The 21,017-nt window shown below is 69.7% G+C and carries 15 protein-coding genes; 7 read left to right on the top strand and 8 right to left on the bottom strand.

What is annotated here, in order from left to right:
* Positions 1 to 52: 52 nt before the first annotated feature.
* The 3 genes from ACTRO_RS00600 to ACTRO_RS00590 all read left to right on the top strand — a co-directional run bounded on the left by ACTRO_RS00600 (position 53) and on the right by ACTRO_RS00590 (position 5,357).
* On the top strand, positions 53 to 505 hold the full coding sequence (locus tag ACTRO_RS00600) for a MarR family winged helix-turn-helix transcriptional regulator (protein ID WP_084315852.1): 453 nt from the start codon (positions 53 to 55) through the stop codon (positions 503 to 505).
* Positions 506 to 716: 211 nt separating this feature from the next.
* Positions 717 to 2,735 (top strand): murein biosynthesis integral membrane protein MurJ, encoded by a 2,019-nt coding sequence (gene murJ, locus ACTRO_RS00595; RefSeq protein WP_051450085.1) that lies wholly within the window; start codon positions 717 to 719, stop codon positions 2,733 to 2,735.
* 1,635 nt (positions 2,736 to 4,370) lie between these two features.
* Positions 4,371 to 5,357: a tetratricopeptide repeat protein gene (locus ACTRO_RS00590; RefSeq protein ID WP_211244018.1), complete on the top strand. Its 987-nt coding sequence runs from the start codon at positions 4,371 to 4,373 to the stop codon at positions 5,355 to 5,357.
* A 110-nt stretch (positions 5,358 to 5,467) separates the two neighbouring features.
* On the opposite strand, the gene ACTRO_RS00585 is transcribed toward ACTRO_RS00590, so the two are convergent.
* Together ACTRO_RS00585 and ACTRO_RS00580 are read right to left on the bottom strand one after the other, a co-directional pair.
* Positions 5,468 to 6,388 carry a DUF6891 domain-containing protein gene (locus ACTRO_RS00585; protein WP_034272377.1) on the bottom strand — a complete coding sequence of 307 codons (921 nt, stop codon included), beginning with the start codon at positions 6,386 to 6,388 and terminating at the stop codon, positions 5,468 to 5,470.
* 131 nt (positions 6,389 to 6,519) lie between these two features.
* The gene (locus ACTRO_RS00580) at positions 6,520 to 7,023 is read right to left on the bottom strand and encodes a cupin domain-containing protein (protein ID WP_034260415.1); all 504 of its coding nucleotides are present in this window, start codon (positions 7,021 to 7,023) and stop codon (positions 6,520 to 6,522) included.
* A 290-nt stretch (positions 7,024 to 7,313) separates the two neighbouring features.
* On the opposite strand from ACTRO_RS00580, the gene ACTRO_RS46610 reads away from it, so the two are divergent.
* Genes ACTRO_RS46610 through ACTRO_RS00565 form a run of 3 tightly spaced genes read left to right on the top strand, consistent with a single transcriptional unit; the run spans position 7,314 to position 12,846 of the window.
* Entirely contained in the window at positions 7,314 to 8,081 is a 768-nt protein-coding gene (locus tag ACTRO_RS46610; RefSeq protein ID WP_157435618.1) for a hypothetical protein, read from the top strand.
* Complete coding sequence (locus tag ACTRO_RS00570; RefSeq protein ID WP_084315850.1) at positions 8,078 to 9,658, top strand: DNA polymerase Y family protein; 1,581 nt, start codon at positions 8,078 to 8,080, stop codon at positions 9,656 to 9,658. The genes ACTRO_RS46610 and ACTRO_RS00570 overlap by 4 nt, the downstream gene beginning before the upstream one ends.
* On the top strand, positions 9,655 to 12,846 hold the full coding sequence (locus ACTRO_RS00565) for an error-prone DNA polymerase (protein ID WP_051450081.1): 3,192 nt from the start codon (positions 9,655 to 9,657) through the stop codon (positions 12,844 to 12,846). Before ACTRO_RS00570 ends, ACTRO_RS00565 begins: the two co-directional genes overlap by 4 nt.
* Positions 12,847 to 12,850: 4 nt before the next feature.
* On the opposite strand, the gene ACTRO_RS00560 is transcribed toward ACTRO_RS00565, so the two are convergent.
* From ACTRO_RS00560 to ACTRO_RS00550, 3 genes are all read right to left on the bottom strand, one after another.
* Positions 12,851 to 13,879, bottom strand: a complete 1,029-nt coding sequence (locus ACTRO_RS00560; protein WP_157435617.1) for a hypothetical protein — start codon at positions 13,877 to 13,879, stop codon at positions 12,851 to 12,853.
* 86 nt (positions 13,880 to 13,965) lie between these two features.
* The gene (locus tag ACTRO_RS42490; RefSeq protein WP_051450080.1) at positions 13,966 to 15,321 is read right to left on the bottom strand and encodes a D-alanyl-D-alanine carboxypeptidase family protein; all 1,356 of its coding nucleotides are present in this window, start codon (positions 15,319 to 15,321) and stop codon (positions 13,966 to 13,968) included.
* Positions 15,322 to 15,646: 325 nt separating this feature from the next.
* Positions 15,647 to 16,273 carry a TetR/AcrR family transcriptional regulator gene (locus tag ACTRO_RS00550; protein ID WP_051450079.1) on the bottom strand — a complete coding sequence of 209 codons (627 nt, stop codon included), beginning with the start codon at positions 16,271 to 16,273 and terminating at the stop codon, positions 15,647 to 15,649.
* Positions 16,274 to 16,367: 94 nt separating this feature from the next.
* On the opposite strand from ACTRO_RS00550, the gene ACTRO_RS00545 reads away from it, so the two are divergent.
* Positions 16,368 to 17,144 carry a group II truncated hemoglobin gene (locus ACTRO_RS00545; protein WP_034260411.1) on the top strand — a complete coding sequence of 259 codons (777 nt, stop codon included), beginning with the start codon at positions 16,368 to 16,370 and terminating at the stop codon, positions 17,142 to 17,144.
* A gap of 2 nt (positions 17,145 to 17,146) precedes the next feature.
* Here the strand turns inward: ACTRO_RS00545 and ACTRO_RS00540 are convergent, their stop codons facing one another.
* The 3 genes from ACTRO_RS00540 to ACTRO_RS00530 all read right to left on the bottom strand — a co-directional run bounded on the left by ACTRO_RS00540 (position 17,147) and on the right by ACTRO_RS00530 (position 20,794).
* Complete coding sequence (locus ACTRO_RS00540) at positions 17,147 to 18,199, bottom strand: terpene synthase family protein (protein ID WP_034260409.1); 1,053 nt, start codon at positions 18,197 to 18,199, stop codon at positions 17,147 to 17,149.
* Positions 18,200 to 18,254: 55 nt separating this feature from the next.
* Positions 18,255 to 19,601: a cytochrome P450 gene (locus ACTRO_RS00535; protein ID WP_051450078.1), complete on the bottom strand. Its 1,347-nt coding sequence runs from the start codon at positions 19,599 to 19,601 to the stop codon at positions 18,255 to 18,257.
* 101 nt (positions 19,602 to 19,702) lie between these two features.
* Positions 19,703 to 20,794, bottom strand: coding sequence for a polyprenyl synthetase family protein (locus ACTRO_RS00530; RefSeq protein WP_211244017.1), 1,092 nt, complete (start codon positions 20,792 to 20,794; stop codon positions 19,703 to 19,705).
* Between the last annotated feature and the right edge of the window lie 223 nt (positions 20,795 to 21,017).

Genomic DNA, 21,017 nt, shown 5'->3' with positions numbered 1-21,017 from the left:
AGTTCTTCCATTCCGGGAAATTTCCATTTCGGTAGTACTAGTATGGGGGACCATGGAGCGACGTTCAAATCAGCCCGCACCGCCCGAGGGCTCCGTTGCCGCGGTGGCCGAATTGCTGGCCTCCCTGGTCGGGCAGGCGATCCTGTTCAACGAGCAGGTCGCCCGGGCTCTGGGGATCGGCGCAGTCGACCTGCAGGCGTTCGGGGTCATCTCCCGCTACGACGGCCCCATCAGCCCGACCGAGGTCGCGGCCCGCACCGGCCTGCCGGCCAGCACCACGACGCGGGTGCTCGACCGGCTCGAGCAGGCCGGATACGTCGTGCGCAGCGCCGTCCCGGGCGATCGTCGCAAGGTCGGCGTGGAGGTCGTCCAGGAGAAGGCCGCCGAGGTCGCGCGGCACTATCTCGGCAAGGTCCAGCAGATCAAGAAGCTCAACGCGAAGCGGACCGACGCCGAAGTCGCGGCCGTGACCTCATATCTCAGCGAGCTCACCGCCCGCCCCTGACGATGTGCCCCGGGGCTGTCCATCCGGCAGCCCGCAAAGCAATGACGGACGGCGGGCAGGGCGTGTACGAGTGCTGCTTCACCTTGCCGGCGTGGCTGAAGATCGGGCGTTGACCAACACGGCACGATAGCCTTGGGATTCATGACCGCGGTCCGGGCGGATGGCGGATGGTGGGTCGCCGGAGCAGTGTGTCACAGGAAGAGACTGTGCGATGTCAGGGTGGCGCCCCGAGGGCGAGTCGTATCGGAGCCCCGACTATGCGACGGAATATCATGCGGAGAACACCGCCGGGCAATCCCCGGCCGTGAACGCGGGCGGGGACCTCATCGACCGCACCGACGACTGGTACCGGCAGACGCGTCATGATCAGCAGGCGCTCTGGTACCCGGACATACCGGCGGACGAGGCGCCTGAGGCGCGCGCGATACGCCGGGCCGCCTACGCGGAAGCGGTGGAGGCCACCAGTTATCTGCCGCCGATCAGCGCCGGCTTCCTCGATCCGGTCTCGCTCCAGCACCTCATCCCGCCGCGGCGTGGCCAGGTACAGGGTCCCGGCACCAGGCCGGACGAGGTGGGCGTCAGCGTCGAGTCCAAGGCTCCGGCGGCTGCGAAGACCAGTGTCTCGCGCGCGAGCCGCGTGATGGCCATGGGCACCATGGCCTCCCGCGTCACCGGCATGATCCGCGGTTCCCTGCTGGTGGCCGCGCTCGGCACGGCGAGCCTGTCCGACAGCTTCACCGTCGGCAACAACCTGCCCAACATCGTCTACGGGATCGTGATCGGCGGCGCGGTCAACGCGATCTTCGTCCCGCAGCTGGTGCGCGCTATGAAGGACGATGACGACGCCGGCCAGGCGTTCATCAACCGGCTGCTGACCATGACGATCGTCGTCGTCGGCGCGATCACCGCGCTCGCGGTGGCCCTCGCCCCGCAGCTGGTGACCCTCTACGCGCCGAGCGCGCACGGCACGGACCGCCAGGTCACCATCATGTTCGCGCGCTACTGCCTGCCGCAGATCTTCTTCTACGGCCTCTCGGTGATGCTCGGGCAGATCCTCAACGCCAAAGACAGCTACGGCCCCATCATGTGGACCCCCGTGCTGGCCAACGTGGTCCAGATCGCCGCCATCGGCTCGTATCTGTGGGTTGTCGGCAGCGTGTCGAACACCACCGCCACCATCACCGGGGGCGAGGAGCTGCTGGTCGGTGTCGGCTCCACCCTCGGTATCGTGCTCCAGGCCCTGACCTTGGTGCCGTACCTGCGCGGTGTCGGTGTCAGCTTCCGTCCGCGCTTCGACTGGCGCGGCACCGGCCTCGGCCGGTCCGTCACCCTCGCCAAGTGGACCCTCGCCACCGTCGCAGTGACCACAGTGGTCGGCTGGGCGGTGACGGCGATGGCGACCTCGATGGGCAACAAGCCCAGGTTCTCGCAGGCGGGCGTCGGCTACGCCGCGTACTCGAACGCGTTGACGCTGTGGATCATGCCGCAGTCAGTCGTCACCGTCTCGATCATCACCGCGCTGCTGCCCCGGATGAGCCGGTTCGCGCAGGCCGGGGACAAGCGCGCGGTCGGCGACTCGATCTCCTACGGCCTGCGTTCGACCGGCATCCTGATCGTGCCCGCGTCCTTCGCGCTCCTGGCCTTCGGGCAGCAGATCGTCTCGTTCCTCTTCGGCCACGGCAACGTCACCCCGACCCAGTCGCACAACCTCGGCTACATGCTGATGGCCTTCAGCCTCGGTCTGATCCCGTACTCGGCGTTCTTCGTGATGCTCCGCGGCTTCTACGCGTATGAGGACACGAAGACCCCGTTCATCCTGGCGCTGTGGATCGGCATCGCCAACGCGGCCTTGGCCTACCTGTCCTACCTCCTGCTCGGCAACACCCAGTGGGCGGTGGCCGGCATGTGCGCCGCCTACTCGATCTCCTACCTGATCGGCCTGATCGTCACCGCCACGCGGCTGCACACGCTCGTCGGCAGCTTCGACGGCAGGCGAGTGACCCGGGTGCACGTCAAGCTGTGCGTGGCCGCCGGCCTCGCCGCCGCGATCAGCGGCCCGGTCGGCATCGCCATCACCGACCTGCGCGGCGCCGGCACGATCGGAGCCCTCTCGGGCCTCGCCGCAGGCGGCCCGATCTTCGCCGTGGTCTTCTTCGCCGCCGCGCGAAAGCTGCGCGTGCGCGAGCTCGATTCCGCACTCGGCGCGGTCAGGGCACGCCTGGCCCACTAGAGCAAATTGATGATCGGCTGGGTACCCGGGTCGGGGTGGTCGTCGTAGGTGTGGGCGGCCGCTTCGCGTCGCCCGATTCGTCTGACCACCCGCCCACCCGTTGCGTGGGCGGGGCGGGTTGCGGTTTCAAGCTTTCGCCTCCGGCGCGGGCCTTCCCTCGGAGAGAGATGCCGGGGTTGCGTGGGGTGCCGGCGTGGCGGGGCGGGCTGGGGTTCGGGATGGTGAGGTGCCGGGGTGTGCTCTCTCCTCGGCCGGGCCCCGGAGGCAATCAGGAACCTGCCGGGAGGTCAAGCGGCGGAGGTTTCCGTTGATGGTGAATCATGCAGGGCGCCGCTTGACCTCCCGGCAGAACCCTGATCGGGCTTCGCCTGCCCGACCGAGGAGAGAGCCCACCCCCTGAGGTCCGGTGCGAGCTGCGCTCGGCCCGAGTCCTGTCCCGTGGCCCGGCCTCAAGGGGGGAAGTCCACGATGCGGAAGGATTCTGCATCCCCGTCCCGGGTCGCTCGTTCCTTCTCTCCTACTTCAACGCCGGGGAGCGCGCCCGAGTGCCCGGAAAACTCCCGTATTTTTCTTTTCCGGCGAAAGCCGGATCCGCGGCTTTTGTCGGTGGTGGCGTCTAGCATGGAAGAGTCCGGGGGATCGGCACGTGCGACGGGAGGGATGGTGGACGGGATGGCCGCGCGGACAGCGTCAGGAGTGTGGCCGAAAGCGGTGCAGGAACTCCCTTCGGCGTGCGACCGGGCCACGCGATCCTGCGCAGTGCGTGAGCACCGGGCGGATCCGACCGGGGCGATGCAGAACTCCACCGCAGGCACGACCGGAGTACCGACGCCTCCGCGCGGATCGAGGATCAGGTTGGCCGGACCGGGGCGATGCAGAATCCTTCCGGATCGAACACGGCCGGCCTGCGGGATTCTGCAGCGAGGTCTGGGATCGGGGTGGATCGCACGAGGGCGGCGCAGAATCTCACATCAGGCGCGACCAGAGCACCGACGCCTTCGCGCGGATCAAGGATCGGGATGGTCGGATCAGGGTGATGCAGAATCCTTCCGCACCGAGCACGACCGGGCCACAGGACGGGATCCGGCCCGAGCGCAGCTCACACCGGACCTCAGGGGGTGTGCTCTCTCCTCGGTCGGGCAGGCGAAGCCCGGTCAGGGTTCTGCCGGGAGGTCAAGCGGCGCCATGCACAATCCACCACCAGCCACAGCCACCGCCGCTTGACCTCCCGACAGGTCCCTGATTGCCTCCGGGGACCGACCGAGGAGAGAGCACACCCCCGCAACCCCACCACCCCGAACCCCAGCCCGCCCCGCCAACGCCAGCACCCACACGACCCCGGCACTCTCTCCGAGGAGGGCCTGCCAGCGGCGATTTTCGTCTTGAAACCGCAGCCCGCCCCGCCAACGCAACGGGTGGGTGGGTGGTCAGACGAAACGGGCGACGCGAAGCGGCCGCCCCACCACGACGATCACCCCGACCCGAACCGACCCGACCCGACAAGGCGCCACGCCCCACGAACACTCAGCCGATCATCAAAGGGCAGTAGGTGTAATGCCCCGGCAGGTCCCGGGATCGACCTCGGCCAGTAGCCGATTCGCTGAGTCTCGCGTGTGGAGTCGCTACCATCCTCGGATGACGGCGAATCGATCAGCGGCCGCTTTGAGTGGTCTCGCACGGGTGATGGCGCACTGTGGGGGCAGCCCCATGCAAGCCATACAGTACATAAACGGCGCCATCGCCTCAGCACCGGAGGATCCTGAGCCTTACGCAATCCTCGCCGATCTGTGGAAAGAACAGCGTGCGGCCGTGGCCGGACTCCTCAAGGGTGCCGACTCTCCAGGCGCGATACTGGTGCACTCGTATATCAGCTTCCTCGAGAACGATATGGACGACGCGGCGATGGCGATCGGCGGTGTCACGGGCGCGCGACCCACCGTCGCCTGGGCCGACGCCCCATGGTTCAGCGACGCCCGCTTCCTGGACGCGGTCAGTGCCGATGCGCTGGCCGAGGCCGTGATGCGGACGATGGACTTCGGCCACGATCTCGACACCGAAGACATGCGTAAGCGGTTGCGCCCCTGGTTCCGGGCCATCGACGTAGTCTGCGCCCGCGAGCCCCTTCCGGAGGCGATGGCGAAGATGGCGATATTCCTTCGGGCGAGCGGCCGCACCGACGCGTCGTTCGCTCTCTGCGATCGGGCGGACGCCGTCGAACCGATCATGCTGACAGAGACCGTACGAGCAGGCACATGGCGCAGACTGGGCGATTCCGATAAGGCTGCTGCCGCATTCCAGCGCGCTCTCGTCCTGGACCCGGCCAACTGGTCGCTCTATCTCGACCTGGCCGACATCCGCGCCGGGCAAGGCGACTTCGCGAGCGCGGTTCAGCTCGTTGAGCAAGGCTTGGAACATGAGCCGACCGAGCCCACGCTCCGTGCGGCCGGGGCGGCCTACCGTACCCGGATCACCGGGTCGCCCGACGGCCTGCGCGAGCTCATCGCACTCGCGCCGCAACTGCCTAACGGGTCCTATCGCGGCCTGCTGATCGACCTGGCTTGCGGAAATGCGGCGCTGCCTGCTGAACTCGTCGCCGAGGCACGCCGCCTGAAGAGCCGCTGACGACGCCGAGGTCCGGCAGTAGCGGCTTCACTCTTCTCATCCACGGTGTCGATCGGTGGGGCCTTGACCACAGGTTGACCACAGGCCCCGCCGACCGCTGCTGCTCGTCGTTAGCCGACCAGGCGCTTGCGCCAGTCCATCGGCTTGACCTCGACACCGCGCGACGGATCGCCGTCCCAGCACGCCGGCAGCTCGACTGCATCGAGCGCCGTAACCACCGCGCGGCCGATCGACGCGGTTGTCTCCGCAGTACCGTCGAACCCGCCATACAGCAGCATCAACCCGTGGCCGGCCGCGGCGGCGTCAGTGCACTGCTGATGGAAGTACACAAAACCGCGGGCATCCGACGGACCGGCAGCACCGATCTCGGCCTGGCCACACGAGCGGCAGCAGGTGAAGTTCTCTCGAGCGGTGACGCCTGAGCCCTCCAGAGCGAGGAAAGCTCTGGTCAACCGTTCTGGATCGGTCTCTCCTACCCAGGCCGACTGCTCCGCGACGCGCTCAAGCCAAAGACGGTCGACGAGTTGACCGGCCTGCGCCGCCGACACCGGGCGACGCTCCTTGGTCACCAGGTACTCCTGCGCGAGCTCGTTCAACTGTTCTCGCCCGTCGTAACCCGCGACGATCGCCAGCCGGACCCGCTGCTCAAGCAGGATGTGTTCCTTCTCTGCCAAGTCCAGCGCGGCTACCGGCTCGGCCGCTTCCAGATCCATAGGTCGCCAGTCCCAGGCCGAGCCCCATTCGGAACCGCCGTCTGCCCAGGCGGTCAGCGCAGCGAGCACCTGCTCCGGACCGTCGAGCGTTGATTCGAACTGACGATCCTGACCACCATCGCGGTATTCGACCACGTACGCTCCGCCGGCCTCATGCCACGTTTGGATAAAGTGATCAGGCAGGTCCGGTATCCGCTGGATGGTCAGAAACCGGTTGCCGCGCTCGCCAAGCCCGGAAACGAGCGCGCCGAGCTCCTCGATGCCAGGGCGGACGAATCGCTGCCATCCGATCTCAGCCCGCACGGTGATCTCCAACATGCGAGCCACCATCGCACATCGCGCCGACATCGCGCGAGCATCCACCAGGCTCGGCTGGCCGCGACCTGGACCATCGTTGCAACTACGGCTGGGTGTCAGCGACAGGCAGTGCAGCGCCACTCAGCCTCGTACTACGGCCGAGGCTGGACGTGCTGGACGTGCTGAGACGATGGGGCCGTCCGCCAGTCGGGCAGGTCCACCAGGTGCACATCGAAGCGGTCCTGCTCCGGGATCAGGGAGTCGAACTCCGCCTCGCCCCGGCTGATGGCGCCCAGCTGCTCGAAGTACGCGAACCGCTCGACACCCGGGCTCAGCAGGACGACGACGTCGACCGTGCTGCCCTGCGCCGCCCCGAAGGCGTGGGGCAGGTTTGGCGGGATGATGACGAGGCCGCCTCTACCCACCGAAGTCACCCTGTCGCCGAGACGGAAGACCATAGTCCCGTCCAGGATGTAGAAGACCTCATGGGACAGCTTGTGGTGGTGCGGAGGCGCCCCATCGGCGCCCGTGGCCAGGGTCAGCCGGCTGGCGCTGACCGCGCCACCATCGGCGAGCAGCTCGAATGCGCCGTCGGTGAGGGAGGCCTTTCCCGCCTCACCAGGCTGAACGACGAGCGCCGTGCTCGTGGCTTCCATGCTGACTCCTTTGATCGGACACGTTGACTTCGGAGTCGGAACAGCAAGACACCGTCCACGCTACGCGCGGGTACACCCAGCGGCATCCGCAGTCCATCACCGCTCTGAAGGCCGTGAAGGGTGAAGCTTCGACGTGGGAGGCCCCGTTCGTCGGCTGAAGGAGGCGTTGGCTTGCGTGGCCAGGTGCCTACCGTGGCTCGGCTCGATCGCGCGGCATCGCGCGCCAGTGCGCGGCGAGGCACGGCCTTCCCCGATTGACACTCGGGGCGGGATTGGCCGAGACTGTGCGCGTGACCGCGTTCGAAACTATGTTCGAAAAGAGCTTGACCTCTATCTCAGCGGTCGAGACGTCGAGGTCGGCGCGGCTCGCGCGTGCGGCGGCGGGGATCGAGGGCGTGTCGCGGGGGACGGCGCGGGTGCGGGCGGTGGCCGGGGACGGGCTGGCGGTGCCGGAGGCGTTGGCGGGGTTGCTGCCGCGCGGGCTCGAGCGGGGCGGGGTGCTGGGGGTGGATCAGGACCGGTATCTGGCGGCGAGCCTGGTCGGTTCGGCCGTGCGCTCGGGCGGGAGCGCGGCGCTGGTGGGGGTCGATGATCTGGGGATCGAGGCGGTGGCGGCGGCGGGTGCGCCGACCTCGCGGCTGGTGGTGGTGCGGCCGGACGCGTCGAGTTGGGTCAAGGCGCTGGAGGTGCTGATCGGGGCGGTGGAGGTGGTGCTGGTGCGTCCGCCGGCGGCGGTGGGTGACGCCGTGGCGCGGCGGATCGTCTCTCGGCTGCGGCGTGGTGCGACGGTGGGGACGTCGTTGCTGGTGGCGGGGCCGGCGGTGTTTCCGGCGCCGGTGCGGCTGCGGGTGGCGGCGGCGCGGTGGTCGGGGTTGGAGGCCGGGCATGGGCAGTTGACGGCGCGTCGGGCGACGGTGGTGGCCGAGGGGCGCGGGCTCGGCGGGGGTTCGCGGGCGGCGGAGGTGTACCTGCCGGGCCCTGACGGCGCGGCGCATCCGGTGCGCGCCGCGGCGCCGGTGGACGAGTTGGCCGCGCGCAGGCGCCTGATCGCGGCGTGAATACCACCATTGACATAGATGATCCTGGTTCACCTGCTCGAGTGCTGGCGGCGTGGGCTCCGGCGTTCACGGTGCTGGCCGCGGGTGCGGCGTTGGACGAGCTGGCGGCGACGGTGGCGGCGGGCCGGGTGACGGCGGTGACGCCGGCTGCGGCGCGGGCCGGCGTGCGGGTGGGGATGCGCGCGCGTGATGCGCACCGGATCTGCCCGCAACTCGCCGCGTATCGGGCGGATTCAGAGCGGGCGGCGCGGGTGTTCGAGCCGGTGGTGTGCGCGCTGGAGGAGGTCGCGGCCGGGGTCGAGGTGGTGCGGCCCGGGCTGTGCGTGCTGCTGGCCGCGGGCCCGGTGGGCTACTACGGCGGGGAGGAGCAGGCCGCCGGGGTGATCCGCGATGCCGCGGCGGTGGTGGAGTGCGAGCTCGGGCCGGTGGCGGTCGGGGTCGGCGTCGCGGACGGGATGGCCGCGGCGGTGCTCGCCGCCCGCACGGACACGCTGGTTCCGCCGGGCGGAAGCAGGCGGTTTCTGGCGGAGTTCGACATCGCCGCACTCGCCGACGCACAGCTGGCGCAGCAGTTGCGCCGGCTCGGGATTCGCCGGGTCGGGCAGTTCGCCGCGCTTCCGGCGTCCTCGGTCGCGACGCGGTTCGGGTTGGTGGGTCTGCGGGCGCACCGGTTGGCGCGTGGGCTGGACGCGCGGGATCCGGCGCCGCGCCGTGCGCCGCGGGAGCTTTCGGTGGTGCGCGAGTTCGAGCCGGTGCCGACGGTGGAGCCGCTGGTGTTCGCCGCCAGGGGCCTGGCCGAGCAGCTGCACGAGAAGCTGGCCGGACTCGGGCTGGTGTGCGATCGGGTCGAGATCGAGGCGCTGACGGGGGATGGGCGCGGTTCGGCGCGCTGGTGGCGGCACGAGGGCCGGCTCTCGGCGCGTGCGGTGGCCGAGCGGGTGCGCTGGCAGCTCGAGGCTTGGGCGCAGCGCAACCCGCCGCCCGCCGGCCATGACCCGCACGTGGAGTCCGGCGAGGGGTTCGTCTCCCTGTCGCTGCGTCCGGACGGGCTGCGGATCGCCACGGGCACCCAGATCGACCTGCTCGGGGGAGTGGCGCAGTTGCCTGAGACGGCGGAGGCGGCGATCGAGCGACTCCAGGACCTGCTCGGCCACACCCGCGTCGCGCGGCCCGTTCTGTCCGGCGGCAGGGGAGTGGGCGAGCAGATCGCGCTGGTGCCCTTCGGCGATCTCGATCCGGAGTCGCGGGGGACGGGTCCTTGGCCGGGCCGGGTTCCCGAGCCCGCGCCCGCGATGATCCCCGGCCGCTCCACCCCCGTGCGCCTGCTGGATGCGGCCGGGAACACCGTGGTCGTGACCGCGCGCGGCGAGATGCCCGATCCCCCGGCCGTGCTCGAAGTCGGGGCGGTGTGCGCGGATGTGACCGGCTACTCCCAGCCGTGGCCGGTGCACGAGCGGCCCTGGGACGAAGACGGCGGCCGCCGATACGCGCGCCTGCAGGTGACCACGGCCGACGGGCACGCGTACCTGCTCGCGGCCGAAGCAGGATCCTGGTACGTGCTGGCCGGCTATCAGTGACCGAACGCACCACCCCGGCATACGCGGAACTGCACGCCCACTCCTGGTACAGCTTCCTCGACGGCGTCGACGCGCCCACGACCCTGGTCGAGGAAGCCGTCCGGCTCGGCCTGACCGGTCTGGCGATCACGGACCACGACTCGATGGCCGCGGCCCCGCACCTCGCCGTCGCCGCACGCGGCACGGGACTCGCGACCGTGTTCGGCGCGGAGCTGAACCTGCAGCTGGAGGGTGAGCGTACCGGCACGCCCGATCCGCACGGCACCCACCTGCTCATCCTCGCCCGCGACCCGGACGGCTACCGGCGTCTGGCCGGCGCCATCACCCGCGGCCACCTGGCTGGTGAAGGCAAAGGCAGGCCCGTCTACGACCTCGACGATGTCGCCGCATCAGCTGATGGGCATTGGGAAATCCTGACGGGCTGCCGCAAAGGCGCCGTCGCCCGAGCCCTCGCCGAGAAAGGCGCCGAGGCCGCCGAGAAGGAACTTCGTACGCTGATGGAGCTGTTCGGGCCCGAGCGCGTGCACGTCGAACTGCACGCCACCGGCCTGCCGGGCGATGACCGGCGCAACGACCAGCTCGCCGATCTCGCCGCACGGATCGGCCTGCCGACCGTGGCGACCGGGCTGGTGCACTACGCCCGCCCGGACGGGCACGCCACCTACGCCGCCGTCGCCGCGCTCCGAGCCCGTGCCACCCTCGAGGAGATCGACTCGTGGCTGCCTCCCGGCCCTGGGATGTTCCTCCGCACGCCGGCCCAGGCCGCACGCCGTTTCCGCCGCTACCCCGGCGCTGTCGGCCACGCGGTCGATCTCGCTCTGGCCTGCCGGATCGAGTTCGACACCGACATCCGCCCGCGCCCGCCCCGATTCACCGCCCCCGACGGCCACGACGAGAACACGTACCTGCGTGAGCTCACCTACGAGGGCATCGCCCGCCGCTACGGCACGCGTGCCTCCCGGCCCGACGCCTATGCCCAGGCCGAGCACGAGCTGCAGGTCATCAAAGCCCTGGGTTTCTCCGGCTGGTTCCTGATCTCCTGGGACGTGGTGCGTTTCGCCCGCGCCCAGGACCCGCCGATCCTCGTCCAGGGCCGGGGCAGCGCCGCGAACTCGATCGTCGTGCACGCCCTCGGGATCTCCGCGGTCGACCCGATCAAATACAACCTGCTCTTCTCCCGGTTCCTGCACCCCGAGCGCGACGGGCCGCCCGACATCGACCTCGACATCCAGGCCGACCGGCGCGAGGAGGTCCTCCAATACGTCTACGCGAAGCACGGCCGGGAGAACGCCGCGATGGTCGCCAACGAGGTCTGTCTGACCTCGAAGTTCTCCGTGCGCGAAGCCGCCCGCATCCTCGGCTACTCGCCCGGGGCCGTCGACGCGATCAGCTCCCAGGTCGACCGGCACGAGCAGATCCCCGCCGCGCACGCGGAGATCCCCGGCCAGGTCCTCGCCCTCGCCCGACGCCTGGAAGGCCGGCCGCGGCACTTCTCCATCCACTCCGGCGGCATCGTCATCTGCGAAGGGCCCATCGCCGAGGTCCTGCCGGTCGAATGGGCCCGCATGCCCGGACGCAGCGTCATCCAAGGCGACAAGGAAGCCGCCGTCGACGCCGGCCTGGTCAAACACGACCTGCTCTCCCTGCGCGCCCTCTCCGCCGCGGCCGACGTCCTGACGATGCTCGCCGACGCGGGCACGCCGATGGAGTTCGCCGACATCCCCGCCGATGACCCGCTCGTCTACGACATGATCAACGACGGGGACACCGTCGGGGTCTTCCAGGTCGAATCCCGCGCCCAGATCTCCGTCGCCCCGGTCATGAGAGCCCGCACGTTCCGCGACCTGGCCGTGCAGATCGCCCTGATCCGGCCAGGGCCCGGGGCCTCCGGAGCCAGCAGGCGCTACCTGCGCCGCCGCTCCGGCAAAGACGCCGTCCCCGAGATCCACCCCACGATCGACCGGATCCTCGCCGTCTCCAACGGCACCGTGCTGTTCCAGGAACAGGCCATGATGCTCGCGATCGAAGGAGCCGGATTCACCCCCGCCGAAGCCGACCGGCTCCGCCGCGCGATGGGCGCCAAACGCTCCCTACCCGGCATCCTCGCCCTGCGCGAGCGCTTCCTCGCCGGTCTCGACCGCCTCGGCATCTCCAGCGCCACGGCCGAAGACCTCTACCAGCAGATCGAATCCTTCTCAGGCTACGGATTCCCCTTTTCGCACAGCCTGAGCTTCGCGTTCATCGCCGCAGCCACCGCCTGGATGAAGCGCTACCACCCCGCCCTGCTGCTCACCGGCATCCTCAACCACATGCCCATGGGCTTCTACGAAACCCCCACCCTCATCGCCGACGCCCAGCGCCACCAAGTCACCGTGAACCCCGTCCACATCAACGAGAGCCGCGCCAAGACCAGCCTCGAACCCCTCACCGACGCGGATCGCGCCGCTTACGTGCCCGTCCACCGCCACGCCTCCCCCCACCCCCAACCGCCCGTCCGCCTCGGCCTGATCACCGTGCGCGGCATGGGCACCGAGCTGGCCGAAACCATCGAACGCGAGCGCGACGCCAACGGGCCCTACACCGACATCGAGGACCTCGTCCGCCGCACCCAGACCCCCACTCTGATCCTTGAGAACCTCACTGCCGCAGGCGCCCTCGACACCTTCGGCCAAGGACGCCGCGAAACCCTCTGGGCTGTGGGCGCCGTCGCCGGCACCCGCCCCGACCACCTCCCCGGCACCACCCCCGGCACCAACGCCCCGCCCCTGCCGCCGCTCACCTTCGAAGAACAGACCTTCGCCGAACTCTGGGCCGGCCAGAACGCCGCCCACCACCCCATGCAGCCCATGCGCCCGCGCCTCGCCCGACTGGGTGTCCTCGAAGCCGAGCACCTCGGCGAACTACGCCACGGCCGACCCGTCCGGATCGCAGGCCTCGTCACCCACCGCCAACGCCCGCCCACGGCCAACGGCATCTGCTTCCTCAACCTCGAAGACCCCACCGGCATGATCAACGTCATCGTCCCCGCCAAAACCTGGGCCGCCCTCGACCGCCGCACCCGTTACGCCGGAGCGCTCCTCATCTACGGCACCATCGAGGCCCAAGACGGCTCCGTCAACGTCGTCGCCGGCCGCCTCACCCCGATCGTCGTCGGCGGCGCACCGGACAGGAGCCGCTCGTTCTCCTGAACGATCAGAACAGCCATCCGTACAGCCCTTGATCGGCCGACTCGCCCAGCGCGGCCAGTTCGGCATTGTCTGGATGGTGCAGCGTTGCGAACAGCGCCGGCAGCTGGGAAGCAGGGATCGGAGTGAGCGAGGCGCTATCGACGGTAAGTGCGACGTAGTATCCGTCGTAGAGCTCGATCTGAGTGACGGCCGTGTTCTCCGGAACGCCGACGTACTGCCAGCGACCGTCCGCCAAGCGGAGGCACGACTGGTCGCTGGCGCCGTTGTCGCCGACCGTACTATCGATCATTTTGCCGATGGATGCGCACGGAGTGGACGCCTCGGCCTTGTAGACGACCATGTCAAGGTCGTCTGCCTCGTAGTCGGGCACTGGCAGTGGCGTCTCGCCGCCGGAATCGTAGCTGCTCAAGAGGACGCCCTCGGAGTAGCCGAACCCTTCGAAGGCTGAGACTGATTGCGGATCCACCATCAGGAGCATGGCGCCGGGTATGCCGAAGCGAGCGCGGGTCTGCGCTGCGACCGTGTCGATCGAATGGTGGAGCAGTTGAGGCCATGCCAACGCCAGGCAGACCAAGCCCGCCACGGGAGCGACCCGGACATACCGGTGTGTACTCGGATGGATGAGTAGCGCCACCAGCGGATAAGGGATGCAACACAGGAGCCAGCGCGTCAGCACATCCCACGACGTGATCGATCCGGTCGCCGCCAGCGAGTCGGCACGGGGGAGCATGAAGAACACGCTGCCGAGCAGAAGCACCGCGAGGACCCGCACACTGGCCGCACCCGCTCCATGCCATTGAGTGCCTGCCGCCACGAAGGTGAACACGACAGTCCATACGATGAGGAGCAGGTCTGCGAACAGTGACCCGGCCACGAAGTGGCCGTGGTTCACGCTCGCGGAGGTGAGTGGGCCGGCCAGCAGACCGAAAGCAGTGCTCTGCGCGACCCACACAGCCGGGCCGCGGCCCGCTGACCGATTTTCAGATGCCGTATCGGCCAGCGCGGCACTCTCGACCAAAGGCGCATCCGCCATGACGACGCCCTCCCTCCGGCCAGGGGGACGCAGAACCATGACACGGCGGTTTCGCGCAGAGGATGAGCGATTCGCGGGCTCTGTGGTTACCCGAGAGTGGTGCTGCCGAGGAGTGTTCCGTCGGATGCGTAGGCCTTGAGGGTGTGGGTGGTTCCTGAGGTGTTCAGGCGTAGGGTGACGGTTTCGCCGGGCCATGCGGTGACGGTGAGGTTGGCGGTGGTGTGCAGGGTGGCGGTGGTGCCGTCGGCGAGGGGTGCGGTGGCGACGGCGGTGCCGGCGGGGATGAGGGTGCGGGCGGTGACTTGGGATTCGGTGCTGGATATCGCGGTTTTCGCGGCGGCGAGTCCGACGCCGAGTTCCTGGCCGGTGGGTGCGTCTTGGCCGAGGACGGCGCCGGAGAGGGTGAGGGTGCGGCCGTTGACGGTGAAGTCGGCGTGGAAGAGGAGGCAGCCGCCGGCTTGGCCGGTGGATCCGGTTTTGATGCCGTTGACGCCGTCGTAGCCGAGGAGGCTGTTGTAGTTGGAGATGGTGCCGGCCACGGGGATTTTCGCGCTGCCCTCGTCCACCAGTTGCGCGAAGTAGCCGAGGCCCATGGCGTGCTGGGCGAGGGTGATCTGGTCGGGTGCGGTTGAGACGGAGTCGGGGTCGTAGCCGGAGGCGTCGGCGTAGTGGGTGTGGCTCATGCCGAGGGCGGAGGCTTCGGAGTTCATTTTGCTGACGAACGCGGCGTCGGTGGTGGTGCCGGTGTCCCAGTGGGCGAGGACGTCGGCGATGTTGTCGGCGGAGGCGAGCATGAGGGCTTGGAGCGCCTCGCTCTCGGTCAGCTGTTCGCCGGCTTTGACGGGTACCGAGGACATGTTCTCGCTGACGTCGTATTTGTAGGCGGTGACGTCGGCGGCGGTGAGGGTGATGGTCGGGCCCTGTTGTCCCGGGCTGAGCGGGTGGTCGTGCAGGATGAGGTAGGCGGTCATGGTCTTGGTGACCGAGGCGATCGGCTGTGAGCTGCTGACGGGTCCGTAGCTTTTGATGACGCTGCCGTCGAGGTCTATTTCGGCTTGGCCTTGGTTGGGCCAGGTCGGTTGCAGGGTGCCGGCGACGTTCTGGCTGGAGCCGATCGAGAGTTTGGGCGGGCCGGAGAACGCCGCCGTCGAGGTCGGTGTCGCGGAACCGGACGCCGAGGCCGACGCGGAGGCGGAGGCGGAGGCGGATGCGGAGCTGGAAGCCGAGGCCGATGCGCCGGCCGATGCCGTGCCGGTCGCGGAGGCGCCGGGCGCGCCGGAGCCGTCACCGATCGCGGAGTTCGCGGGGAGGTCGGCTGCCGTCTGGGTGCTGCCCCGGGGTATGAGCAGCACGGTGCAGCCGATCACGACCGCGGCGCCGACGGCGGTGGAGACGACGGTCGCGCGGCGGCGGCTACGGGGAAGGCGGCGCTCGGAAGACATCGGTGGCTGATCCTATGTTTTCGGGCACATGGGTGCGAGATCAGTGCGTGAGGGCACGGGCGCAGTGGATGCGCGGGCCCAGTGTAGACGAGCCCGTACGTGAGTGGTGGATTCTCTGACGTTTCGATGGCATGGCCGCTGTCACCATCGAACAGGTGCAGCACCACCACGGCGTCGGCTCGGGGTCGAACCGCTCGGGCACGAGGTTACCGCAGGGTTCTGATGGTCGCCTGCAGGGTGCCGGTCAGCCCCGGCCGCCGCGCCGGCGCAAATGTGCCTTCCCGGTGACCGTGGACGCGCATCCGAGAGAAGCGCGCGAGGGTCGTCACGGCCGTGGCCGGCCGCCCAGGGCCCGCCACACCAGCGCGGCCGTGCGCCGGGGCCAGTCTTCTGGTATCGGTTCGCCGGCCAGGGCCCGGCCGTACCAGTTGCCGGTGCACATCGTCACGGCGACGGTCAGATCCGCGTCCGCGTCGATCATGCCGAGCTGCTGCGCGGCGCGCAGGACGGCGGCGAGCCGCTGCCGGCGCGGATGGATGACCGTGGCGCGGTAGCGCTCGAGCACTTCGGGGCCGGTGGTCTCCTGCAGCATCGTGCCGACGAGGGACAGCCGCCCCGGCCGGGACACACCCCGCTGGAAGTCCGTCAGCTCCGCGACGAGCGCGTCGAACGGATCCTGTGGGGCGCCCGATCCGCCGCGTTCCTCGCTGATGGCCGCGACGGCGTCGCAAGCCAGCTGCGCCTTGTCCGCCCACCGCCGATACAGCGCCTGCCGCGTCGTCCCGGCCTCCTGGGCCACCGAGGCGATCGACATCCCCTCGAAGCCGAGCACGGAGAGCTGACGCCTCGCGGCAGTCAGAATCCGTTCGTCGATCGTGCTGTCGCGGCTCCGCCCCGAACGGGCCTGGGCCGAGGAGGACGCAGGTTCGGCCGCGGGTCGCTGTCGGTTCACGTTCCCATCTTAGCTTCGGTGATACAATACTGTATTGTATTGGAATGGACGCGGGGCCAACGGGGCCGCGAGCCGACGCCCGAAGGGGCTTGTCATGACCGTCGAATACATCCGTTACCAGATCCCAGCCGAAGCCGCCGAGGGGTTCGAGCAGGCCTACGGGCGAGCCGCGGGGCAGCTGGCCGAGGCGCCGGAGTGTGTGGACTACGAGCTCTCCCGCTGCGACGAGGACCTCGAGTCCTACATCCTGCGCATCACCTGGACGTCCACGGCAGGGCATCTGCAGGGCTTCCGGGCCAGTGAGCACTTCCCGCCGTTCCTGGAAGCCATCAAGCCCTACATCTCGAACATCCAGGAGATGCGGCACTACACCCCGACCGCCGTGGCCGGCCAGGGCGGATCGATCCCCAGCCTCTACGAATGGCTCGGCGGCGCCGAAGCGCTCGAGCGGCTCACCCGGTCCTTCTACGGCGAGGTGCTCAAGGACGAACTGCTCTATCCGCTGTTCAAGGACATGGACGAGCACCACCCGCATTTCGTCGCGCTCTGGCTCGGCGAGGTCTTCGGCGGCCCGGAGAACTACAGCACGGAACGCGGAGACTACCGGCACATGGTCAGCCGCCACCTCGGCAAGCACATCACCGAGCAGCAACGGCGGCGGTGGGTCAATCTGCTGATGGACGCGGCGGACCGGGTCGAGCTGCCCACGGATCCCTCGTTCCGCGCGGCGTTCGCCTCGTACGTCGAATGGGGCACCCGCCTCGCCGAGATCAACTCGCAGCCCGGCCGCGAGGCCTACGACGCACCCATCCCGCACTGGGGCTGGGGTGTGGCCCCGCCGTATAAGCCCGCTGCGAAGTCGGAGGAGTGATGCTACGCAGCCGCGCCGCTCAGCAGCAGAAGCTGGTTCGGATTCTCCCGATCCGTCAGCCGCACCGTGGTGTCGTAGCGGTCGGTCTCGCGCAGCTGCCACTTGACGCCCTCGAAAAGCCAGTCCTCCAGGATCTGTAGGTACGTCGCCACATCGGCCCGGCCGGCGATCGTCGCGTCGCAGAGGCCGGAGCCGCTGCGGAACTGCTCCTGCACGTCGAGGAACTCGGCGGCCTTCTGGTGGAACTTCGCGGCGGCCCGCTCGACGTTCGCCTGTAGCGTGCCGCCGTGCTCGTGCTGCAGGGACAGCACGAGGTTGTCCCGGATGCCGCGCAGCAGATCCGCTTTCAAGCCGATGATGTCATTGGCGTAGGCGATCGCGGCGGTGCCCACCGAATCGGCTTTGCGCAGGAGCGGGTGCCGGACAGTCTCGGGGGTGAGCTCGATGCCGTACGCGTACTCGGCCATGGTGTAGACGGGCCGCGCGGCGCTGGCCAAAGGGCGTAGCTCGCTTGCCGCGCCGAGCGGATTGACGCGGCCGCTGCGGACCAATCGCGCTTCCTCCACGGCGGTCCGCAGATACATTCCGAGCTCTTCGCGCAGCCGGTCACGCCACTGGGGCGAGGTGTCCTCCCGGATCTGCGCCCAGATGGTGCGCATGCTGCGCGCCGCGGGCAGGTCGAAGCGGCGGACGTCGTCCTCGTCGTCCGCGAACCAGGTCTGGATATCGTCGACCATGCCGGCCACGTCCTCGGGCAGCAGATGGCGGCCCAATTGCTCGGCCCAGTCGTCGTAGATGAAGAACCAGGCCATGAGCTTGCCGTAGATCTCGCGGCGCGCCTGCGTGACGGCGCCCGGCACCACGTAGGCGCACATCGTTCCGAAGTGCTGCGTGGTGTAGTAGTCGAGCGCTGTTTCGGTCGTCAGAAGCCCTGTGGCGCGCACGAACGCGATGAGCGACGCGTCGAGCTGCGGGCCCCAGGGCGCCGCGCGTTCGCCGGGAATGAGCTGCAGCTCCGGCAGGTCGAAGAGGTGGGTGATCTCCGTTGCCGACATCGGCCGTCCCTATCGGTCAGGGGACGGGCGGTCTTCCCGCCCGGTCCGGGGAGGTTCAGCGGTGGTCGGCGACGCGCATGCGAAGCCGGTGTGGAGCGAGGCCCGCGGCGACGGACGGGCGTACGTCGGGGCCGGGCAGCGGCTCGAAGCGCCAGCGGGCGACGAGGACCGCCAGAGCGAGTACGACCTCGGCGAACGCGAACTGATCTCCGATGCACCTGCGGGCGCCGAAGCCGAAGGCGATGAACGCTTCACGGCGCGGCCGGTGCGCGGCGTCCCAGCGCTCGGGCGCGAAGCGGTCGGGTGCCGGGTAGAGGTCGGGGCGGTGGTGGATGACGTAGGGGCTGTAGCCGAGCGTGGTGCCGGCAGGCAGATCGTGACCGCCGAGTCGGACGTCGCGGGCGACCGTGCGGGTGAGCAGCCAGCCGGCCGGCGGCCAGGCCCGAAGCGCCTCGGTGACCACCCGTCCGGTGAGTTCCAACCGGGGGACGTCGGCGTAGGTGCCGGGCCTGCCGCCCAGAACCTCGTCGACCTCGGCCCGCACCCGCTCGCAGATCTCCGGATGGCGTCCCAGTGCGTAGAGCGCCCAGGCGAGGCCGGAGGAGGTCGTCTCGGTGCCGGCCACGAAGAAGCTGACGGCCTGGTCGATCGCCTCGGTGTCGGTCAGCGGGCCGTCGTCGTCTTCCCGGCTCGCGGCCGCCGTGGACAGCATCGCGGAGAACAGGTCGCCCCGGTCGGCGTGGTCGGCGCGGCGCTCGGCGATGATCTCGCCGAGGGTGGCCCGCAGCCGGGTGTGGGCGCGGCGGAAGCGGCGGTCGGCGGGGGTGGGCAGCCAGGCCAGCTGCGGCGGCATGATCATGCTCCGTATGATGCCGGGGATGACGACGCCGAGGTCGTCCAGCGCGGTACTCAGTGCCGCGGGCGCCAGCGCGTCGGAGAACATCACCTCGGCGATGATCCGCTCGGTGAGCTGCATCATCAGCTTGTTCACATCGATGATCTGGCCGTCGTGCCACTGTTCGGCGGCCTCGCGCGCATGTGCGGTCATCACCGGCGCGTACCGGCTGAGGCGCTCGGAGCTGAAGGCGGGCTGCAGGACCCGGCGCTGCCGGCGGTGGTCCGCGTGTGGACAGGTGATCAGGCCGTTGCCGAGCACCACCCGGCTCCGGTCGTAGAGCAGCCCGCCCTTGTCGAAGATCCGATCGTCCCGCAGTACCCGGAGCGTCGTCTCGAGGTCGCAGACCACGACGATGGTCATCGGGCCGAACCGGACCCGGACCAGGTCGCCGTGCGCCGGCAGGCCCGAGACGAAGCCCAGCGGGTCGCGCAGCAGCTGTCTGAGATGGCCGGCCAGGGGAAGCGCGCCGGGGGCGGCCGGGATGTCGGCCGGCACCTTGGCCATCGGTGCTCCTTTCAAGCGTCGTCGAGGCTTCGGCGGATCCGGCGGATCCGGCGGCTTCGGCGGGTTCGGCGGGTCTGACGGCTTCGGCGGCTCGGGGGCGCTCACGACCGTCTCCAGACGGCGTCGTGGGCCAGGGACCGAAGCGCCTGGTCCGCGTCGGCGGGCAGCGCGGCTCGATCGAGGGCGGTCAAGGTCCGGCGGTACCGGTCGGCGATCATCTGCTCGACCCGGGCGGCGGCGCCCGTCTCGTCCAGGACCTGCCGGGCTCGGTCGGCGTCGGCGTCGCTGATCGCCTCGTTGCCCAGGACACCACGCAATACCGCGGCCTGGCCTGGGTCCGCGTCGCCGAGAGCCAGCGCGATCAGCGCGGTGTACTTGCCCGCCCGCAGGTCGTCGAGCTGGGACTTGCCGGTCACCTCCGGGTCGCCGAAGGTGCCCAACAGGTCGTCGCGCAGCTGGAAGGCCTCGCCGAGCGGAAGCGCGATCGCGCTCAGATCGGCCAAGAGGCCCTCGCCGGCCCCGGCGAGGGCGGCGCCGATCTGCAAGGGCCGTTCGACGGTGTACTTCGCGGTCTTGTACCGGATGACGGTCAACGGCAATTCGGGCCCGGCGCCGTTCCGGGCGTCGGCGGTCAGGTCGAGGTACTGACCGAACATCAGCTCTGAGCGCATCCGGTCGATGAGCTCGAGCACGCGCATGAAGACCGCGGGTTCGAGCCCTGCGGTGTGGACCAGCTCGTCCGACCAGACCAGGGACAGGTCGCCGACGAGGATCGCGGCGCTCTCGCCGAGACGCGCGGAGTCACCCGCGGGGTGGGAACGGGAGAAGTCCGACTCCAGCAGCCGGTGGACGGTGGGTCGGCCGCGTCGTCGGTCGGAGCGGTCCATCACGTCGTCGTGGATCAGCGCGAAAGCGTGGAACATCTCCAGCGCCGCTCCGACCCGAATCAGGCTCGCCGTCTCGCGCCCGCCCCGTGCGGCCAGCCAGCCGCAGGCGCATATCAGTGGACGCAGCCGTTTGCCGCCGGCGCGGAAGAAAGCGCGCAGCGACTCCACCGCCGGGGCCGGAAGCCGCTGGGTGTCGACGGCACGTGCCTTGGCATCGAGGAACTGTTCGATCCTTGCCTCGACGCGGGCCCGGAAGAGATCGAGGTCGAGGACGGGTACTCCGGGGGAGCCGACCGAGGCGATCACCAGGCCGTCGTCGGCGCTATGCGGCTCGCGCTGAGGACCCGGGCGCGGTCGCGGCCGGGCGATCCCTCGCGGCTGCGGCTGCGGCGCGGGTGCGACACCCCTGACGGCAAGCTCATGGGAAGCTTCCTGTCCCTTTCCACGGCGTCTTCTTCATGACGATCGGTCACTGGGAGCATGCCACCGCGAAACGGCCGGTAGCTGTGCAACGCAACTACGCGCGTTG

The sequence above is a fragment of the Actinospica robiniae DSM 44927 genome, assembly GCF_000504285.1.
GTDB lineage: Bacteria > Actinomycetota > Actinomycetes > Streptomycetales > Catenulisporaceae > Actinospica > Actinospica robiniae.
This window is presented reverse-complemented; position numbering and strand designations above follow the sequence as displayed.